Source organism: Streptomyces fructofermentans (genome assembly GCF_014651055.1).
Lineage (GTDB): Bacteria > Actinomycetota > Actinomycetes > Streptomycetales > Streptomycetaceae > Streptomyces > Streptomyces fructofermentans.
The window spans coordinates 14,965-30,495 of sequence record NZ_BMWD01000017.1 but is presented as its reverse complement, the minus strand read 5'-3'; the positions used below and the strand labels follow the sequence as shown (position 1 = coordinate 30,495).

Here is a 15,531-nt window from a genome sequence, read left to right as displayed (position 1 = left end):
GAAACGGACGGCGGCCATGGCCACGGAGTACGGACAGGGATACGGGTGGGACGGCGGGCCCGCGTTCCGCGGGGACGGCACCGCGGAGCGCCGGCACCGGCTCCCGGCCGCGCTGCGGGCACCGGTGGAGGGGCGGAGCTGGCGCGAGTTCGGCTACCTGATGCTGAACCTGCCGGTCGGCATCCTGATGTTCACCTTCGCCGTGACCATGGTGTCGCTCGGCGCGGGCCTGCTGATCACGTTCCTCGGCGTCCCGGTGCTGGCCGCGGCGCTGGCGGGCTGCCGCGGGCTCGGCGCGATGGAGCGGGCCCGGGCGCGTGTACTGCTGGGGCTCGACGTCGCGGCGCCGGAGCCGCTGCGGGTCCGCAAGCGCGGTGCCATGGCGTGGATGGGCGCGGTCCTCAAGAGCGGGGTGTCCTGGCGCCACCTGCTGTACTCGGTGCTGCACTTCCCCTGGGCGGTGTTCTCCTTCTCGGTGGCCATCAGCTTCTGGTCGTACGGCTGGGCGCTGCTGACGTATCCGCTGTGGTTCTGGCTCTTCCCGATGTACGGCGGCCAGGGCGGGCTCCAGCTCTACGGGGACGAGGCGCACCGGATCTACCTGGACAACCCCTTCGAGATCACGGTGACCGCCCTGGTGGGGCTGCTGCTGACGCTGGCGACGCCGTGGATCGTGCGGGCGCTGACGCTGGTGGACCGGCAGCTCGTGCACGGTCTGCTCGGGCCGTCGCGGCTGGCGACCCGGGTCGTGGAGCTGGAGTCGGACCGGGGGGTCGTGATCGACACCGCGGCGGCGGACCTTCGGCGCATCGAGCGGGATCTGCACGACGGGGCGCAGGCCCGGCTGGTGGCGCTGGCCATGGACCTGGGGCTGGCGAAGGAGAAGCTCACGGAGGACCCGCAGGCCGCGGCCCGGATGGTGGACGAGGCGCACGGCGAGGTGAAGACGGCTCTCCAGGAGCTGCGGGACCTGGCGCGCGGCATCCATCCGGCGGTGCTGACGGACCGGGGCCTGGACGCGGCGCTGTCCTCGGTGGCCTCGCGTTGCACGGTCCCGGTGCAGGTCGAGGTCGATCTTCCGGCCCGTCCCGCGCCCGCCATCGAGGGGATCGCGTACTTCACCGTCTCCGAACTCCTGCAGAACGTCAGCAAGCACTCGCGGGCGACTCGGGCCACGGTCGACGTCTGGCGGGTGGACCGGCGCCTCATGATCCAGGTCGTCGACAACGGTGTGGGGGGCGCCGACGCCACCTCGGGCTCGGGTCTGGCCGGTCTCGCCGAGCGTCTCGACGCGGTCGACGGCATCCTCGTCGTCGACTCGCCGGCGGCGGGACCGACCCGGATCACGGCGGAGCTGCCCTGGCGGCGCTGACCGGCGCGTCGTGGACCCCGGCGCCGATCCGCCGCCGTACGCCCCGCATGGACCTGTCACCGGTCCTCGCGGGGCGTACGCGGGTGTGCGGCCGCGGTTCCGGTGCGCGGGCGGCCCCCCGTACGGGGTCGCCCGCGCCCGGCGTCGGCTCAGGGCCCGTGCCGGTGGGGCGGCCTCTCCCGTACGTGCGGATGCGGTGTCCTTCCTCGCAACGATCGGTCCGGTCGGGGGCACCCGGTCGGGATTGCTGGAATGCTGGGGCCTGCGGGCGGCGGCCGACGGCCGACGTCCGGCGGGGACACAGAATCCGATGAGGGACCGGCCGGACCGGTGGAACCGGGGCGGGCCGGGATGGGCTGGGGGGCCGAGGGATCGTGGAGGACAGGGTGCGCGTGGTCATCGCCGAGGATTCAGTGCTGCTGCGGGAGGGCCTGACCCGGTTGCTGACCGACCGCGGGCACGACGTGGTCGCCGGTGTCGGTGACGGGGAAGCGCTGATCAAGACCATCACGGAACTGGCCGCCCAGGACGAGCTGCCGGACGTGGTGGTCGCCGACGTCCGGATGCCGCCGACGCACACCGACGAGGGCGTCAGGGCGGCCGTGCACCTGCGCAAGCGGCACCCGGGACTCGGCGTGCTGGTGCTCTCGCAGTACGTGGAGGAGCAGTACGCCACCGAGTTGCTCGCCGGCTCCAGCCGCGGTGTGGGCTATCTGCTGAAGGACCGTGTGGCCGAGGTCAGGGAGTTCGTCGACGCGGTGGTCCGCGTCGCCGGCGGCGGCACCGCCCTGGACCCCGAGGTCGTCGCCCAGTTGCTCGGCCGCAGCCGCAAGCAGGACGTCCTCGCGGGCCTCACTCCGCGTGAGCGCGAGGTTCTCGGGCTGATGGCCGAGGGGCGCACGAACTCGGCGATCGCCCGGCAGCTCGTGGTCAGCGACGGCGCGGTCGAGAAGCACGTCAGCAACATCTTCATGAAGCTGGGACTGTCCCCGAGCGACGGCGATCACCGGCGTGTTCTGGCCGTTCTCACCTATCTGAAGACGTGACGGTCTGACACTGGGTCAGGGCTGCACCGGAAATCGAGCGCGAGAACCGGAGAATGGGAACAGCGCGTCTTCACAGGTAATGCCGGGGGGCGGATGAATCGTGGCACATCAAGGTGTTCGGCGGTCTCAAAACGGTGTCCGTCATGCGAGCGTCCCAGGGAAGGCGACCCTTACCGACGTAGGGTTGGACCTGGGAAGGCCTGCGGGAGGGCCGCGCCCAGACAGCCGCCTCGAAGGAGGTTCAGTTCAGTGACCAGTCAGGTCAGCAGTCCAGCGGAGCAGGCCGACGAAACCGTCGTGGGAGAACAGCGCAAACCGGCGGGCGCGAAGGACGTACGCCGGATCGACCGGGTGATCATCCGGTTCGCGGGGGACTCCGGTGACGGCATGCAACTCACCGGAGACCGGTTCACCTCCGAAACGGCGTCCTTCGGGAACGACCTCTCCACACTGCCGAACTTCCCCGCCGAGATCCGCGCGCCCGCAGGTACCCTGCCGGGCGTTTCGTCTTTTCAGCTGCATTTCGCGGACCACGACATCCTCACTCCGGGGGACGCTCCGAACGTTCTTGTGGCGATGAATCCGGCCGCTCTGAAGGCGAACATCGCCGACGTGCCGCGCGGCGCGGACATCATCGTCAACACGGACGAGTTCACCAAACGGGCGATGTCCAAGGTGGGTTATCCGGCGTCTCCGCTGGAGGACGGCTCCCTCGACGGCTACAGCGTCCACCCCGTGCCCCTCACGACGCTGACCGTCGAGGCGCTGAAGTCGTTCGACCTGTCGCGCAAGGAGGCGGAGCGCAGCAAGAACATGTTCGCGCTGGGCCTGCTGTCGTGGATGTACCACCGGCCGACCGAGGGTACGGAACGCTTCCTGGCGTCGAAGTTCGCGAAGAAGCCGGAGATCGCGGCGGCGAACATCGCGGCGTTCCGGGCGGGTTGGAACTTCGGCGAGACGACCGAGGACTTCGCGGTGTCCTACGAGGTGGCGCCGGCGGTGTCGGCGTTCCCGCCCGGGGTGTACCGCAACATCTCCGGGAACGTGGCCCTGTCGTACGGGCTCGTGGCGGCGTCGCGGCAGGCGGACCTGCCGTTGTACCTGGGCTCGTACCCGATCACGCCGGCGTCGGACATCCTGCACGAGCTGTCGCGGCACAAGAACTTCGGCGTGCGCACCTTCCAGGCGGAGGACGAGATCGCGGGCATCGGCGCGGCGCTGGGCGCGGCGTTCGGCGGGTCGCTGGCGGTGACGACGACATCGGGTCCGGGAGTCGCGCTGAAGAGCGAGACGATCGGGCTGGCGGTGTCGATGGAACTGCCGCTGCTGGTGATCGACATCCAACGCGGCGGCCCCAGCACGGGATTGCCGACGAAGACCGAGCAGGCGGACCTGCTGCAGGCGATGTTCGGGCGCAACGGCGAGGCGCCGGTGCCCGTGATCGCGCCCAGCACACCGGCGGACTGCTTCGACACGGCCATGGAGGCGGCCCGGATCGCGCTGGTCTACCGCACGCCGGTCTTCGTCCTGTCCGACGGGTACCTGGCCAGCGGTTCGGAGCCGTGGCGGATTCCCGAGGTGGACGAACTCCCCGACCTTCGGGTGCAGTTCGCCCAGGGACCCAACCACACGCTGGAGGACGGCAGCGAGGTGTTCTGGCCCTACAAGCGCGATCCGCGCACGCTCGCCCGGCCGTGGGCGGTGCCGGGCACGCCGGGGCTGGAGCACCGGATCGGCGGCATCGAGAAGCAGGACGGCACGGGCAACATCTCCTACGACCCGGCCAACCACGACTTCATGGTCCGCACCCGCCAGGCGAAGATCGACAACATCGACGTCCCCGACCTGGCCGTGGACGACCCGACCGGCTCGGCCGACACCCTCGTGCTGGGCTGGGGCTCCACCTACGGCCCGATCACCGCGGCGGTGCGCCGGCTGCGCACCGCGGGCGAACACATCGCGCAGGCCCATCTGCGCCACCTGAACCCCTTCCCGCACAACCTCGGCGCGGTGCTGGGGCGTTACGAGAAGGTGGTCGTCCCCGAGATGAACCTGGGCCAGCTCGCCACGCTGGTCCGCGCCAAGTACCTGGTCGACGCTCGCTCCTTCACCCAGGTCAACGGCATGCCCTTCAAGGCGGAGCAGCTCGCCACAGCTCTCAAGGAGGCCATCGATGGCTGAGACGACCACGGAAGGCGCGGGCACGATCGAGGCGCTCACTCTGGTGCCCAGGGCCGAGGCCGCGCAGTCCATGAAGGACTTCAAGTCCGACCAGGAGGTGCGCTGGTGCCCGGGCTGCGGGGACTACGCGATCCTCGCCGCCGTGCAGGGCTTCCTGCCCGAACTCGGCCTGGCGAAGGAGAACATCGTCTTCGTCTCGGGCATCGGCTGCTCCTCCCGCTTCCCGTACTACATGAACACGTACGGCATGCACTCCATCCACGGTCGGGCACCCGCCATCGCGACCGGGCTGGCCTCCTCGCGCCGCGACCTGTCGGTGTGGGTGGTCACCGGTGACGGCGACGCGCTGTCCATCGGCGGCAACCACCTCATCCACGCCCTGCGCCGCAACGTGAACCTGAAGATCCTGCTGTTCAACAACAGGATCTACGGCCTCACCAAGGGCCAGTACTCCCCGACCTCCGAGGTCGGCAAGATCACCAAGTCGACTCCGATGGGCTCCCTGGACGCCCCGTTCAACCCCATCTCCCTTGCCATCGGGGCCGAGGCCTCGTTCGTCGCCCGGACCGTGGACTCCGACCGCAAGCACCTCACCGAGATCCTGCGCCAGGCCGCCGCCCACCCCGGCACGGCCCTGGTGGAGATCTACCAGAACTGCAACATCTTCAACGACGGGGCGTTCGAGGCCCTCAAGGACAAGCAGCAGGCCGAGGAAGCGGTCATCCGCCTCGAACACGGGCAGCAGATCCGCTTCGGCGCCGACGGGTCCAAGGGGGTCGTGCGCGACCCGGACACCGGCGACCTGGGGGTCGTCGCGGTCACCGAGGAGAACCAGGCGCGGATCCTGGTCCACGACGCCCACGCCGCGTCCCCGACCACGGCCTTCGCCCTGTCCCGGCTCGCCGACCCCGACACCCTCCACCACACGCCGATCGGTGTCCTGCGCTCCGTACGGCGCCCGGTCTACGACACGCAGATGGCCGACCAGCTCGACACGGCCGTCGAACAGAACGGCAAGGGCGACCTGTCGGCGCTGTTCGCCGGCGGCGACACGTGGACGGTCGTCGGCTGACCGGTCCACCGACACGGGAGGGCCCGGGCGCCTGTTCGGCACCCGGGCCCTCCGTCACGCCTCGCACGTCCGTGGCGCGGTCACTCGTCGGGGATGTCCTTCTTGGCCCGCAGGAGGGTGTCACGGCTGATCACGACAATGCGCTCGTAGTCCGCCCGGGCGGCGTCCGGGGGGAGCAGGCCGTCCAGCTCCGCGGTCCGGTCGGTACCGATCACCGCAAAGCTTCCGTCACTCAGTTCGAAGAGGTCCGGACAGGTCTCCCCTGTCGCGCACCCCCGTTGGCGAGGAGAGTCCCCGAGACGACGGGCGATGCGAACCATAGAAGTGCTCAACGAGCTACCACCTCCCGGGGTCACGGTGACCCCCGGGATATAACTCTTCCGTGGGAGGTGCGCTGAAACGCGATCACGGATCAGTAGCCCGGAAGAAGGCATCATTCGTCAGTCGTCCCCGGGGCCGGCCCCACGACCCACCACTCCTCGGGATCGTCCGCGAGTTCGTCGAAAATGACGTCGAGCGCCTTGCCGACCCGGGCGTCCAGGGATTCCACCGCCAGGCTCCGCCGGTGCTCCACCGTGCGCTCCCAGTACTCCGCGAACACCTGGTTGCGGCACAGCACCCGCAGATGGCCGATCAGTTCGTCCCAGTCGAACACCCCGACGCGGTGCGCCAGCAGGATCGCCGCGTACTCCCGGTTGGCGAACAGCATCTGACGGCGTTTCGCGTCGGTGAGGCCGTGCAGCGTACTCAACGCGGCCGCCAGTGAGGCGTCGTCGATCGCGCGGTCCTGGTACTCGGACATGAAGCGATGCGACTGGATGACGTTCGCACGATGGAGCTCCACCCCCACGCGCGTGACCTGGCGAATGAGGTCGAGCAGGAGTTCCTCCTGACGCCGACGGCGGCTGTCGCGTGCGAACGGCCTCCGCATCAGGCCCAGCCCCGCCAGTGCAGACCCGGTCCTTCGTGCACTCGGAGCCATGTCAAGGCAACCCCCAAGGTCCGGTGGCCGTACGCCGGCCGCTGAAGGGCCGGCTCGGCACACGGTCGGCGACACCACCCCGCCCTCAGCCTGCCCGGCGGCTCAGCGGGGCGTGAGAGGCGGAGGAGGGGCGCATGGAAGGACAGGCGCCGCGCGTCCGCCGACCCCCTGCCCCATGTGTGCCCCGCGGGCGCCGTCGCCATTCGTCCGGTCGGGACGGGCCGGGGCCCCGACCCGCTCAGCTCCCCGCCCTCGCCGCGTCGTACCCCTCCCGCGCCTCCTGCACCGCGGCCATGCGCCGCTCGGTCCAGGCCGCGAGGTCGCGCACCTGCTCCGCGGCCTCGCGACCCAGGTCCGTCAGCGAGTAGTCCACCCGCGGGGGGATGACGGGCCGGGCCTCGCGGTGGACCATGCCGTCGCGCTCCAGGGTCTGGAGGGTCTGCGTGAGCATCTTCTCGCTCACCCGGCCGATGGCCCGGCGCAGCTCGCTGAAGCGGTGCGAGCGCTCCAGGAGCAGGATCAGGACGAGCACGCCCCAACGGCTGGTGACGTGCTCCAGGACCAGGCGGTAGGGGCACATCACCTCACCCTCGGCGCTCCACCTGCCCGCCCTGCCGGCTTGCGAAGTACTTACGTCCATGCCGGTACCTTACTTCAAAGTGGGTACTTTCGAAGAGTTAGTGCCACCCCTATGGTGAGTGGAGAAGGCCCGCCCCACGGACGGGCCCACCCCACGAGGAGTTGTTTCAGACATGAGCATCGTCGTCACCGGAGCCACCGGACACCTCGGCCGCCTCGTCGTCGAGGGGCTGCTGGAGAAGGTCCCGGCCGACCGGATCACGGCCGTCGTCCGCAGCGAGGAGAAGGCCGCGGACCTCGCGGCCCGGGGCGTACGGATCGCGGTCGCCGACTACAACGCCCCCGAGACCTTCGACGGCGTCTTCTCGGCCGGCGACAGGGTGCTGCTGATCTCCGGGAACGAGTTCGACAAGGGCCGCGTGGGCCAGCACAAGGTCGTGCTCGACGCCGCCGGCGCCGCCGGGGTCGCCCTCCTCGCCTACACCAGCGCGCCCGGGAGCCTGAGCGCGGCGCTGGCCGACGACCACCGGGGCACCGAGGCCGCGATCCTGGAGTCCGGCATCACCCACACCCTGCTGCGCAACGGCTGGTACAACGAGAACTACACCGAGAACCTGGCCCCGGTCCTGGAGCACGGGGCCGTCGTGCAGGCCGCCGGGGACGGCAGGATCGCCTCGGCCGCCCGCGCGGACTACGCCGCCGCCGCGGTGGCCGTACTGACGGGCGAGGGCCACGAGAACGCGACGTACGAACTGGGCGGCGACACCGCCTGGGGCTTCGACGAGTACGCCGCCGCGGTGGCCGGGCAGTCGGGCCGGGAGATCGTCTACAGCCCCGTCTCCACCGAGGTCTACGCGGGCATCCTGACCGGCGCCGGGCTGCCCGGTCCGCTCGCCGGCATCCTGGCCGGCGTGGACGCCTCCATCGAGAAGGGCGAGCTGGCCGGCGTCACCGGCGACCTCTCGCGGCTCACCGGCCGCCCGACCACGCCGATCACCGAGTCCATCGCCGCGGCGCTCAAGAACTGACGCCGGGGCCCGCCCCCACCTCCCCGGGCTCCCCGGCTCCCCGCCACCCTCCGCGCGGCGTCCGCCCCCTCTGCCCGTCATGACCGTATGGCGATACGGACATGACGCGCGGGGGGTCGCGGCGCTACCTTCTTGGAGGCTGCGGTGGGCAGCCGGGCAAGAGGGAGGGGCCGTGCCGGTGGAGTCCAAGAGCGAGCAGCGGACAGGCCTGCTGAACGGCTTCGCGGCGTACGGCATGTGGGGGCTCGTCCCCCTCTTCTGGCCGCTGCTGCAACCCGCGGGGGCGACCGAGATCCTGGCCCACCGCATGGTGTGGTCGCTCGGCTTCGTGGTGGTCGCGCTCGCGGTGACGCGGCGCTGGGCCTGGGCCGGCGAGCTGCTTCGGCAGCCGCGCAGACTGGGACTGATCACCGTCGCCGCGGCCGTCATCACGGTCAACTGGGGCGTCTACATCTGGGCCGTGAACAGCGGCCATGTGGTGGAGGCGTCCCTCGGTTACTTCATCAACCCGCTCGTCACCATCGCGATGGGCGTGCTGCTCCTGAAGGAGCGGCTGCGTCCCGCGCAGTGGGCGGCGGTCGGTGTCGGCCTCGCCGCGGTCCTCGTCCTGACCATCGGCTACGGGCGCCCGCCCTGGATCTCGCTGTGCCTGGCCTTCTCCTTCGCGACGTACGGACTGGTGAAGAAGAAGGTCAATCTGGGCGGTGTGGAGTCGCTGGCCGCGGAGACCGCGATCCAGTTCCTGCCCGCGCTCGGGTACCTGCTGTGGCTGTCGGCCCGCGGCGGCGCGACCTTCGGCGGCGAGGGCGTCGGGCACGCGGTGCTGCTCGCGGCGACCGGTGTGGTGACGGCCGCGCCGCTGGTCTGCTTCGGGGCGGCGGCGATCCGGGTGCCGCTGTCGACGCTGGGGCTGCTCCAGTACCTCGCGCCCGTCCTGCAGTTCCTGCTCGGCATCCTGTACTTCCACGAGGCGATGCCCGCCGAGCGGTGGGCCGGGTTCGCCCTCGTGTGGGCCGCGCTGTCGCTGCTCACCTGGGACGCCCTGCGGACGGCCCGGCGGTCCCGGGTGGCGCTGCGGAGGGCCGCTGCGGCCGCGCCCGCGACCGCGCCCCCGGGCTCGGCTCCCCTGGAGGCCGCGCCCCGGAACACGGAGGCCCGCGACTCCTCCGCCCCCGCCTCGGCGGCCCCGGAGTCTGCACCCCTCGAAGCCGTGTCGGTGGAGTCCGTGGCGGTCGAGGCCGTACGCGGGCCGTCCGCCCCGCGGGACTCGGCGGCCGTGCAGTCCGCACCGGCCGCACCCGGCGGGCCCGGCGGGAGCGCGGGCCGGAGTTCCGGTGGCGCCCCCGGACCGCGTCCCTAGTCAGAAGTCGGTGTCCTTGCCGAGGAACAGTTCGGCGAAGCCGGCCGCGGCGGCGGGCGAGGCCAGCGTCCGACGCAGCCTGGCCAGCGCGACGCCCGCGCGGAACGGGTCGCCCGACGACGTCCCGTGGTACACCTCGGCGAGCCACTGCGAGAACTCCTGGTACTGCCACACCCGCCGCAGGCAGGCCTCCGAGTAGCCGGCCAGGCCGCTGCCGTCGCCCTTCCCCGCGTGCGCGACGAGCGCGTCCGCGAGCAGCAGGGCGTCGTGGATCGCGAGGTTCATGCCCTTCGCGCCGATCGGCGCGAGGAGGTGGGCCGCGTCGCCCGCCAGATGGAGCCGCCCGTACGACATCGGCTCGACCACGTAGTTGTGCATGTTCAGGACGCGCTTCTCGATCAGCGGGCCCTCGGTGAGCGGTCGCGCGCCGTCGGCCGAGAGCCGTGTCCGCAGTTCGGACCAGACGCGCCCGTCCGGCCAGTTCCCGGGATCGTCGTCGGGCGGGCACTCCAGGTAGTAGCGGGTGACCTGCGGGCTGCGGGCCATGTGGCCGGCGAACCCGCGCGGATGGATGCCGAAGACGACGCAGTCGCTGGACGGCGGGGCCTCGGCGAGCAGGGCGAGCCAGCCGACCCCGAAGTCGTGCCGGGCGACGGTGGTGTGCGCGGCCGGCATCCAGCCCTGGCTGACGCCCCGCGCGCCGTCGCAGCCCGCCACGAAGTCGCACGCGACCCGGACACGCCCACCGGTCGACGGATCGGTGTACGTCACGGAGGGCCGGTCCGTGTCGATCCCCTCGGCATCGACGTCGCGGACCCCGAAGCGGATCTCGCCGCCCCTGACATCCGCGTACTCGCGCACCAGGTCCGTGACCAGGACGGGCTGCGGGTAGACGTAGTGGCGCTGCCCGGACACCTCCGTGTACGGGAACCGGTGGCGCTCGCCCGCGACGCGGAACTCGCACTCGGTGTGCACCCCGGCGTGCTCCAGCAGACGGTCGGCGAGGCCCCGCTCCTCCAGCGCGCGGACCGCCCACTCCTCCAGGAAGCCCGCGCGCGGGCGCTGCTCGACGAACCGTCTGCTCTCCGTTTCGAGCACCAGGCAGTCGACCGACGCGGCCCGCAGGACGTTGGCGAGGGTCAGCCCGGCCGGACCGGCGCCCACCACGACGACCCGGGTGCGCCGGACGGACACGGACGGGACGGCGTCTGCGGTCATGCGAACAGTATGACGAAGCGTCAATTGGCTTTGTACTGCGCCGTTCCAGCGCTCGAACCCCCCTCACGGTCCCCCCGTCCGCCGCGCCCGCGCAGGCCGAGGCAGGAGACGAGCGCGCCCAGGGCCACCATCGCCACGGGGACGACCAGCGCCGCGCGGAAGGCCGACAGGACGGCGTCCGGGTCCGAGTCCGCCGACGCCCCCGACGCGGCGAGGCCGTACACGGCCGTCACCGCGGAGATGCCGATCGCCGAACCGAACTGCGTGAACGTGGTCAGCAGGCCGCTCGCGAGGCCCTGTTCGGACTCGGCCACCCCGTCGGTCGCCGCGATCGTGAGCGGCCCGTAGGCCAGGGCGAACGCGATCCCCGCGATGATCAGGGTCGGGAACATCGCGGCGTACGACCAGTCCGCGCCGACGGGCAGGAAGAGCCCGTACGCGGCGACCGCCAGGACGAAGCCCGCGAGGATCACCCGGGCGTGGCCGAAGCGGGCCACCAGGCGGGGGGTGAGCGTGGGGGCGAGGACCGCGTCGCAGCCCAGCACCAGCAGGGCGACCGCGGTCCGCAGCGGCGACCAGTCGCGCAGTTCCTGGAGGTAGAGCGTGAGCACGAACTGGAAGCCGAAGAAGGCGCCCACGAAGAGGAGCGCACCGAGATCGGCCCGTACGACCGAACCCGTGCGGAGGATGCCGAGGCGGACGAGGGGCGCGGGCGCGCGCCGCTCGACGACCACGAAGGCGACCGCGAGGAGCACGGCCGCGCCCGCGACGACCACGGTCGCGCGCCGGCCGTCCAGCCCGTGTTCGAGCCGGATCACGGCATAGGCGGCGAGCAGCATGGCGCCCGCGGCGGTGACGGCGCCCAGGACGTCGAAGCCCTCGGCACGCGACCGGAGGGTGGCCGCGAGCCCCTTGGGGATCGCGGCCGGTAGCGGGGTCGGTGTGCCGGCCCGGCCCGGGGCGCCGGCCGCGGCCCCGGCGGGGGTGCCGGTCGCGGCCCCGGCGGGGGTGCCGGTCGGCCCGGGCGCCGGGATCAGGCGGATCGCCGCGACGAGGAGCGCGCCCGCCAGCAGGACGGGGGCGAAGAACACCCAGCGCCAGCCCAACTGCGTGAGCAGGCCGCCGACGACGAGACCGAGCGAGAAGCCGCCGGCCGCCGTGCCCGCGAAGACGAGCAGCGCCTTGTCGCGCGACGGGCCCTCCTCGTACGACGTGGTGATGAGGGAGAGCGCGGCCGGAGTCATGAAGGCGGCCGAGACCCCGGTGACGAAACGGGCGACGATCAGCGTCCAGCCCTCGGAGGCGAAGCCGCCCAGTCCCGAGAAGGCGAGGAAGACGGTGAGCCAGACGAGGAGCATCCGGCGGCGGCCCAGCAGGTCGGCCGCACGGCCGCCGAGCAGGGTGAACCCGGCGTAGCCGAGCACGTACGCGCTCATCACCCAGGCCGCGGCATCGGTGGTCAGCCCGAGATCGGACCTGATGGACGGAATCGCCACCGCCAGCATGGCGACGTCGATGCCCTCCAGGAAGATCGTTCCGCAGAGCACGAGCAGCAGGGCCCAGGCACGGGTGCCCATCGGGACTCCTCGGTGGGGAGAAAGGGAGGGAAAGGGGTGAGGCAGTGTCAGGAGGCGGCAGGAAGGCAGGACAACAGCGGTTACCCGATGGAGGGTCGGTTCCCTCTTGTAACCGCAGCCAGCCTGCGGCACCATCGGCAGGCATGGAAGAAGGCACTTCGAAGTCACCGAGTAACTGCGCGGGCACCGTGGACCACGGTGCCGCGGACCCCTTCCAGTGGGACACGCGCGAGGACTGCCAGGTGCGGCAGATCCTCGACCGGGTGGCCGACAAGTGGTCGCTGCTCGTGATCGCCCTGCTGGATTCGCGGCGCCTCCGGTTCACGGAGCTGCGCCGGGAGATCGACGGCGTCAGCCAGCGCATGCTGACGGTGACCCTGCGCCAACTGGAGCGGGACGGGCTGGTGAAGCGGACCGTGCACGCGGTGGTGCCGCCCCGCGTGGAGTACGAACTCACGCCGCTCGGCGGGACGCTGCACGCGACCATCCAGTCCCTGGTGACCTGGACGGAGGACCACCAGGGGGAGATCGCCGCGGCCCGCGCGGCCTACGACGAGCGGGAGAGCGTGGCGGTCCCGGCTCGGACCGGGAGCTGACGGGGAGCTGACGGGGGTCCTGGCGCGGACCGGGACCCGAAGGGGCGGTGTCCCTACGGGCGGTGTCCGTACGGGCCGCGTCCGGACCGGAGCCGCTCCGGGGCGGGCCCACCGCGACTTCAGCCGTCAGTCGTCAGTCGTCGGCCTCGGCCCGGCGGGCGCGATGCGCCCGGACCTTGTGCCGGTTGCCGCAGTGCTCCATGGCGCACCAGCGCCGCCGTCCGGGCCGCGAGGTGTCGACGAACAGCAGCCGGCAGTTGTGCGCGCCGCACTCGCGGATGCGGTCGGCATACGGCCCGGTGAGCAGTTCCACCGCGTCCCGCGCGACCGTGGCCAGCAACCCCGCGCCCGTCGCGCCCGGCACCCAGCCGCGCGATCCGTCCGCCTCGACCCGCGCGGCGAGCGGGGCCCCCGCCGCCGCCGCGTTGACGACCGCGAGGTGTCCCGCGTTCGGGGCGCGGCCGGCCACACGGTCGGCGGCGAGCTGGAAGAGGGCGTCCCGGAAGGCTCGCGTTTGCGCCAACTCCCCTTCCGTGACGGCCACTTCGAGCCCGGCGGGCAGACGGCTGCGGTCCGCCCAGCGCGCCAGGTCGGCGGGTTCGCGCAGCACCTCGTAGCGCGCGAACTCCCCGGGCCCGCCCGTCGTCAGGAGCTCCATGCACAGCGCCCCCGCGTCGAACCGGTACGCCCTGCCGTCGCGCGACACGAGGGTCAGCCCCGGCGATTTCGTTGCACTCCCGCTCACGTAACCAGTATAAGTGGTTGGCATGACTGAGACCCGGACACGGCCGCCCACCCCTGTGCACTGGAAGCTCGCCGTCGACGCCGCCGACCCCCACGCCCAGGCCGACTTCTGGGGTGCCGCCCTCAACTACCCGGTGGAGGACCACAGCGTCCTGGTCGAGCGCCTGCTGGGCGCCGGCGTCGTACCCCCCGAGGTGACCACCGAGTCGCACGGCCGTCCCGCCTGGCGGGACGCCGCGGCCGTACGGCACCCGCAGGACCCGTACGACAAGGAGAGCGGGGCCGGGCTCGGACGGCGGCTGCTGTTCCAGCGCGTACCGGAGCCGAAGACCGTGAAGAACCGGCTGCACCTCGACCTGCACCCGGGACAGGGCACCCGCGAGGGGGAGGTCGCGCGGCTGACCGCGCTGGGCGCGACCGTCCTGCGCGAGGTGAAGGAGCCGCAGGGCGAGTGGGTCGTCATGGCGGACCCGGAGGGCAACGAGTTCTGCGTGAGCTAGCCGCGCCCGCACCCGCCCGCACGTCTGCACACCTGCGCCCGGCGCCCCGCCGACCCGGCCGGGCCCACCGGGTCCACCGGGCCCACCGGGTCCGCCGGGGCCGCCGGGGCCGCCGGGGCCGCCCGGGCTCGTGGCAGCGGACCCCGCACCCACTTCCGGGGCGTCCGCTATGCGAACACCCGTGACCAGATTGCGCTCTTGACGGAACGTCAGACTCAGCTTCACCATCAGGCACCCATTCCCGCAAGGAATTCGGAGCCCCCCACATGAAGCTCTCCGTTCCCGGGCGCGCGACGGGCATCGCGGCGATATCCATCGCCGCGCTGCTCACCACGAGCGCGATAGCCGACGCCGCGCCCGCGCGCGTGGCCGCCGCCCCCGACATCCCCGTGGCCAACGTCAAGGCGCATCTCACCCAACTCCAGTCCATAGCCACCGCCAACGGCGGCAACCGGGCCCACGGCCGGGCCGGCTACAAGGCCTCCCTCGACTACGTGAAGGCCAGACTCGACGCGGCCGGATTCACCACGGCCATACAGCAGTTCACCTCGTCCGGCCGGGTCGGCTACAACCTGATCGCCGACTGGCCCGGCGGCGACGCCAACCAGGTCGTCATGGCCGGCTCGCACCTCGACAGCGTCTCGTCGGGAGCCGGGATCAACGACAACGGCTCCGGCTCGGCGGCCGTCCTGGAGGCCGCGCTCACCGTCTCCCGTACGCAGTACCGGCCCACCAAGCACCTGCGGTTCGCGTGGTGGGGGGCGGAGGAGCTGGGCATGGTCGGCTCGCGCTACTACGTCAACAGCCTCTCCACCGCCAACAGGGCCAGGATCAGCGGCTATCTGAACTTCGACATGATCGGGTCGCCGAACCCGGGCTACTTCGTCTACGACGACAACCCGGCGATCGAGAAGACCTTCAAGGACTACTTCACCGGCATCGGCGTCCCCACCGAGATCGAGACCGAGGGAGACGGCCGCTCCGACCACGCGCCCTTCAAGAGCGCGGGCGTCCCCGTCGGCGGCCTGTTCACCGGTGCCAGCAACAGCAAGACGGCGGCGCAGGCCGCCAAGTGGGGCGGCACGGCGGGTACGGCCTTCGACCGCTGCTACCACTCCTCGTGCGACACGACGTCGAACATCAACGACACCGCCCTGAACCGCAACAGCGACGCGCTCGCGTACGCGGTCTGGGAGCTGTCGGAGTAGAGCGGAGCAGGGTCGGTCCAGGTCCGAGTCCGGGTCCGGGTCCGGGTCCGGGTCCGGGGCGACCGGAG

The 15,531-nt window shown here is 71.9% G+C and carries 15 protein-coding genes; 9 read left to right on the top strand and 6 right to left on the bottom strand.

Translation table 11 applies throughout. From position 1 onward, the window contains the following. Nucleotides 1–16: 16 nt before the first annotated feature. The 4 genes from IE265_RS22500 (at nucleotide 17) to IE265_RS22485 (ending at nucleotide 5,671) form a co-directional block, all read left to right on the top strand. Complete coding sequence (locus IE265_RS22500) at nucleotides 17–1,372, top strand: sensor histidine kinase (RefSeq protein ID WP_190037463.1); 1,356 nt, start codon at nucleotides 17–19, stop codon at nucleotides 1,370–1,372. Nucleotides 1,373–1,758: 386 nt separating this feature from the next. Further along, the gene (locus tag IE265_RS22495) at nucleotides 1,759–2,418 is read left to right on the top strand and encodes a response regulator transcription factor (protein ID WP_308434798.1); all 660 of its coding nucleotides are present in this window, start codon (nucleotides 1,759–1,761) and stop codon (nucleotides 2,416–2,418) included. 249 nt (nucleotides 2,419–2,667) lie between these two features. Further along, nucleotides 2,668–4,599 (top strand): 2-oxoacid:acceptor oxidoreductase subunit alpha, encoded by a 1,932-nt coding sequence (locus IE265_RS22490; RefSeq protein ID WP_190037461.1) that lies wholly within the window; start codon nucleotides 2,668–2,670, stop codon nucleotides 4,597–4,599. Continuing rightward, nucleotides 4,592–5,671 carry a 2-oxoacid:ferredoxin oxidoreductase subunit beta gene (locus tag IE265_RS22485; RefSeq protein WP_190037460.1) on the top strand — a complete coding sequence of 360 codons (1,080 nt, stop codon included), beginning with the start codon at nucleotides 4,592–4,594 and terminating at the stop codon, nucleotides 5,669–5,671. Before IE265_RS22490 ends, IE265_RS22485 begins: the two co-directional genes overlap by 8 nt. Nucleotides 5,672–5,751: 80 nt before the next feature. Here IE265_RS22485 and IE265_RS22480 read toward each other — a convergent pair whose 3' ends face one another. The 3 genes from IE265_RS22480 to IE265_RS22470 form a co-directional block, all read right to left on the bottom strand. After that, nucleotides 5,752–5,991 (bottom strand): hypothetical protein, encoded by a 240-nt coding sequence (locus IE265_RS22480; RefSeq protein ID WP_190037581.1) that lies wholly within the window; start codon nucleotides 5,989–5,991, stop codon nucleotides 5,752–5,754. Nucleotides 5,992–6,104: 113 nt separating this feature from the next. Then, nucleotides 6,105–6,653: a DUF6082 family protein gene (locus IE265_RS22475; RefSeq protein ID WP_190037459.1), complete on the bottom strand. Its 549-nt coding sequence runs from the start codon at nucleotides 6,651–6,653 to the stop codon at nucleotides 6,105–6,107. A gap of 238 nt (nucleotides 6,654–6,891) precedes the next feature. Further along, nucleotides 6,892–7,293, bottom strand: coding sequence for a winged helix-turn-helix transcriptional regulator (locus IE265_RS22470; protein WP_190037458.1), 402 nt, complete (start codon nucleotides 7,291–7,293; stop codon nucleotides 6,892–6,894). Between the two features lie 112 nt (nucleotides 7,294–7,405). Here IE265_RS22470 and IE265_RS22465 point away from each other — a divergent pair, with 112 nt between their 5' ends. Then, nucleotides 7,406–8,260 (top strand): NAD(P)H-binding protein, encoded by an 855-nt coding sequence (locus tag IE265_RS22465; protein WP_190037457.1) that lies wholly within the window; start codon nucleotides 7,406–7,408, stop codon nucleotides 8,258–8,260. 172 nt (nucleotides 8,261–8,432) lie between these two features. Further along, on the top strand, nucleotides 8,433–9,620 hold the full coding sequence (gene rarD, locus IE265_RS22460) for an EamA family transporter RarD (RefSeq protein WP_190037456.1): 1,188 nt from the start codon (nucleotides 8,433–8,435) through the stop codon (nucleotides 9,618–9,620). Here rarD and IE265_RS22455 read toward each other — a convergent pair whose 3' ends face one another. Continuing rightward, nucleotides 9,621–10,838, bottom strand: coding sequence for a 4-hydroxybenzoate 3-monooxygenase (locus tag IE265_RS22455; RefSeq protein WP_190037455.1), 1,218 nt, complete (start codon nucleotides 10,836–10,838; stop codon nucleotides 9,621–9,623). It lies immediately after the preceding gene. Between the two features lie 20 nt (nucleotides 10,839–10,858). Beyond that, a complete protein-coding gene (locus IE265_RS22450) occupies nucleotides 10,859–12,415 on the bottom strand; it encodes an MFS transporter (RefSeq protein ID WP_190037454.1) in 1,557 nt (518 codons plus the stop codon). 143 nt (nucleotides 12,416–12,558) lie between these two features. Between IE265_RS22450 and IE265_RS22445 the strand changes: the two genes are divergently transcribed. Further along, nucleotides 12,559–13,011 carry a winged helix-turn-helix transcriptional regulator gene (locus tag IE265_RS22445; RefSeq protein ID WP_190037453.1) on the top strand — a complete coding sequence of 151 codons (453 nt, stop codon included), beginning with the start codon at nucleotides 12,559–12,561 and terminating at the stop codon, nucleotides 13,009–13,011. 133 nt (nucleotides 13,012–13,144) lie between these two features. On the opposite strand, the gene IE265_RS22440 is transcribed toward IE265_RS22445, so the two are convergent. Next, on the bottom strand, nucleotides 13,145–13,780 hold the full coding sequence (locus IE265_RS22440; RefSeq protein ID WP_190037452.1) for a CGNR zinc finger domain-containing protein: 636 nt from the start codon (nucleotides 13,778–13,780) through the stop codon (nucleotides 13,145–13,147). On the opposite strand from IE265_RS22440, the gene IE265_RS22435 reads away from it, so the two are divergent. Both IE265_RS22435 and IE265_RS22430 read left to right on the top strand, forming a co-directional pair. After that, a complete protein-coding gene (locus IE265_RS22435; RefSeq protein WP_190037451.1) occupies nucleotides 13,779–14,255 on the top strand; it encodes a VOC family protein in 477 nt (158 codons plus the stop codon). The two genes, IE265_RS22440 and IE265_RS22435, sit on opposite strands and share 2 nt — an antisense overlap. Nucleotides 14,256–14,521: 266 nt before the next feature. Continuing rightward, nucleotides 14,522–15,463: a M28 family metallopeptidase gene (locus IE265_RS22430; RefSeq protein ID WP_190037450.1), complete on the top strand. Its 942-nt coding sequence runs from the start codon at nucleotides 14,522–14,524 to the stop codon at nucleotides 15,461–15,463. Nucleotides 15,464–15,531: the final 68 nt, after the last annotated feature.

Excerpts from the sequence above, each read along its gene's own strand:
- IE265_RS22500 (WP_190037463.1), top strand. The coding sequence starts at position 17 with ATGGCCACGGAGTACGGACAGGGATACGGGTGGGACGGCGGGCCCGCG.
- IE265_RS22485 (WP_190037460.1), top strand. The coding sequence starts at position 4,592 with ATGGCTGAGACGACCACGGAAGGCGCGGGCACGATCGAGGCGCTCACT.
- IE265_RS22480 (WP_190037581.1), bottom strand. The coding sequence starts at position 5,991 with ATGGTTCGCATCGCCCGTCGTCTCGGGGACTCTCCTCGCCAACGGGGG.
- IE265_RS22475 (WP_190037459.1), bottom strand. The coding sequence starts at position 6,653 with ATGGCTCCGAGTGCACGAAGGACCGGGTCTGCACTGGCGGGGCTGGGC.
- IE265_RS22470 (WP_190037458.1), bottom strand. The coding sequence starts at position 7,293 with ATGGACGTAAGTACTTCGCAAGCCGGCAGGGCGGGCAGGTGGAGCGCC.
- IE265_RS22465 (WP_190037457.1), top strand. The coding sequence starts at position 7,406 with ATGAGCATCGTCGTCACCGGAGCCACCGGACACCTCGGCCGCCTCGTC.
- IE265_RS22455 (WP_190037455.1), bottom strand. The coding sequence starts at position 10,838 with ATGACCGCAGACGCCGTCCCGTCCGTGTCCGTCCGGCGCACCCGGGTC.
- IE265_RS22450 (WP_190037454.1), bottom strand. The coding sequence starts at position 12,415 with ATGGGCACCCGTGCCTGGGCCCTGCTGCTCGTGCTCTGCGGAACGATC.
- IE265_RS22445 (WP_190037453.1), top strand. The coding sequence starts at position 12,559 with ATGGAAGAAGGCACTTCGAAGTCACCGAGTAACTGCGCGGGCACCGTG.
- IE265_RS22435 (WP_190037451.1), top strand. The coding sequence starts at position 13,779 with ATGACTGAGACCCGGACACGGCCGCCCACCCCTGTGCACTGGAAGCTC.
- IE265_RS22440 (WP_190037452.1), bottom strand. The coding sequence starts at position 13,780 with ATGCCAACCACTTATACTGGTTACGTGAGCGGGAGTGCAACGAAATCG.
- IE265_RS22430 (WP_190037450.1), top strand. The coding sequence starts at position 14,522 with ATGAAGCTCTCCGTTCCCGGGCGCGCGACGGGCATCGCGGCGATATCC.